This window comes from Mesorhizobium sp. M0340, assembly GCF_040321535.1.
GTDB lineage: Bacteria > Pseudomonadota > Alphaproteobacteria > Rhizobiales > Rhizobiaceae > Mesorhizobium.
Window position 1 is genome coordinate 1 of the sequence record NZ_JAMYRR010000064.1, and the last position, 2,621, is coordinate 2,621.

Annotated in this window: 2 protein-coding genes and 1 pseudogene; all 3 read left to right on the forward strand. The window is 59.3% G+C overall.

Features of this window, described 5'->3' with window-relative positions; all coding sequences use genetic code 11:
• Positions 1 to 1,398, forward strand: a 1,398-nt coding sequence (locus NKI79_RS33015) for an ABC transporter substrate-binding protein (RefSeq protein WP_352807465.1), incomplete at its 5' end; no start/stop codon positions are given.
• Between the two features lie 5 nt (positions 1,399 to 1,403).
• Positions 1,404 to 2,345, forward strand: a complete 942-nt coding sequence (locus tag NKI79_RS33020) for an ABC transporter permease (RefSeq protein WP_352807468.1) — start codon at positions 1,404 to 1,406, stop codon at positions 2,343 to 2,345.
• Position 2,346: 1 nt separating this feature from the next.
• Positions 2,347 to 2,621 (forward strand): annotated as a pseudogene (locus NKI79_RS33025) (ABC transporter permease); the annotation flags it as partial.

A 2,621-nucleotide genomic window follows, 5' to 3' on the forward strand; every position in this document is an offset into this window, starting at 1 on the left:
ACGCTGTTCGGGTCAGACTCGAAGTTCATGCCGCAGCCACAAATGGTCGGCAAGTGGGGCGTGTCCGAAGACAGGAAGACCTATACGTTCGAGCTGCGGGACGGCTTGGCTTGGCATGACGGCACTCCGGTCACCGCGGCGGACTGTGTGGCTTCGATCCGGCGCTGGGGTCAGGTAGCTCCAGGCGGGCAGTTGATCATGGAGCGCGCGAGCGACATCTCCAAGAAAGACGACAAGACGTTCGTGATCTCGCTCAAGGAACCGCTTGGCATTCTGATCGATCTCTTGGCAGATCTGACGCCGCCATGCCTTTTCATCATGCGCGAGAAAGATGCCAGTCGCCCGGCGACCGAGCAGGTCACCACGAATGTCGGATCGGGGCCATTTAGGTTCAATGAAGCTCTCGTCAAGCCGGGCGCGAGCTACACCTACGATCGCAATGAAAAATATGTTCCTCGCAAGGAGCCGGCGGACGGATTGGCAGGCGGGAAGATCGTAAAAGTCGATCGTGTCATCTGGGACAATGTCGCCGATCCCCAGACAGCCTTCGCGGCCTTGCAAGCGGGTGAGATCGATTACGTTGAGCAGCCGCCCAACGACCTTGTCTCGGTGATCGAGAGTGATCCCAACCTTGTGGTCGATGTTCTAGACAAAACCGGCAAGAGCATGTTGCTGCGCCTGAACTTTCTCCAGAAGCCGTTCGACAACGTGAAGGCGCGGCAGGCGATGCTGCACCTAATCGATCAGGAGGCGTTCATGAACGTCCTTGCGCCGAAGTATGGCCGCTCGGTCACTTCGATATTCGGTAGCGATACGCTCTATTCCAACGATGAGAATACGGGCTGGTACAAGAAGGGCGGCGATCCGGAAAAGGCCAAGCAGCTCTTCAAGGAGGCCGGATATGCGGGCGAAAAGGTCGTGGTTCTACAGGCAACGGATTGGGCGCCGAGCAACGATGGTTCGCAGCTGCTTGCTGCGGCCCTGCGCAACATCGGGATCAATGTCGAGCTTGCGCCGAGCGACTGGGGTGGCCTCTCCACGCGCCGCGCGAAAAAGGATCCCGTCGAGAATGGCGGCTGGAGCATGTTTATTACGTCTGAGGCTGATTACTCCCTCGGCAATCCGTTCGCTACCCCGCTTCTCCTCGCGAACGGAGATAGCGCCTGGTATGGCTGGCCGAAGAATGATGAATATGAAGCGCTGCGGGCCAAGTGGGCATCTGTAGCAACGCTTGAGGAACGGAAGGCCCTAGCTCGCCAGATGCAAGGTCTCTGGTGGGACTTCGTGGGCGATGTGAGGTTGGGGCACTATGTCTCGCCGATGGCGCGCCGTAAGACGCTCACCGGCCTCATCGGCATGCCGCAGGTCGTTCCGATGTGGAACATGCAGAAGGCCTGAGGACTGTGGCTGCTTATGTCCTTCGCAGGATAGTTTCGACCATCGCCGTCACGGCGATGGTCGGGATTTTCGTGTTCCTGCTTCTCAGGCTGGCGCCCGGCGATCCGGCGGCGATGATTGCGGGCAATTCGGCGACTGCGGAGATGATCGCCGGCATCCGCGAGAAGCTGGGACTGAACGATCCGCTGCCGGTTCAGTTCGTCCGTTGGGTGCGCGACATGCTGCGCGGCGATTTCGGCACGTCGATCTTTGCCGGGCGACCGGTTCTGGAGCTGATCTCACAGCGGCTTGAACCGACCCTTTCCCTGTCAATCCTGACAATGATCCTTTCGGTGTCGGTCGGGGTCTCCTTCGGCATCCTTGCCGCATGGCGAACGGGCGGGCTCGTCGACCGCTTCCTCGCGGCCTTTTCGGCATTTGGTTATTCCGTCCCGGTCTTCGTCATCGGCTATTTTCTTGTATACTTCTTCGCCATCAGGACACACTGGTTGCCGGTCCAGGGATACGTCCCGATCAACCAAGGTCTAGGGCCTTGGTTTGTGCACCTGGTCCTGCCCACACTGGCGCTAAGTATTGGCTACATCGCATTCATCGCGCGGGTTACGCGGGCGAGCATGCTCGAGGTCCTGTCGGAAGACTATATGCGAACGGCCGCTGCCAAGGGCGCTTCGTCCTATGCCATGCTTTTCCACCATGCCTTGAAGAATGCCGGCGTCCCGATCCTGACCGTCATCGGTATAAGCTTCGCCTATCTGATTGGGGGGGTTGTACTCACGGAGACGGTGTTCAACATCCCCGGTATCGGTCGTCTGGTGGTCGATGCGATCAACAACCGCGACTATCCCATCATCCAGAGCGTGCTCATCCTAACTTCAGGTCTATACGTCCTTATCAACCTCGCGGTCGATCTGGCCTATACGCTGATCGATCCCCGCATCCGGTACTGATATGAGGCTCATCTCCGCACCAGTTGAAGCTGTGCCGATGGGTCGGCTGCAGCTATCCGAGGTTCCCCGTATAGCCAGGCGGCATCCGCTGGTCTTCATAGGCGGCGGCCTCCTGGCGATCTTGATCATTCTGGCGCTCGCCGCCCCACTTTACGCCGGCGACCCGGTGAACATAAATCCGTTCAAGCGCCTCCAGCCGCCCTCCGCCAAAATGTGGTTTGGAAGCGACAATCTGGGCCGGGACGTGTTCGCGCGGACGATCTTCGGCGCCCGGAT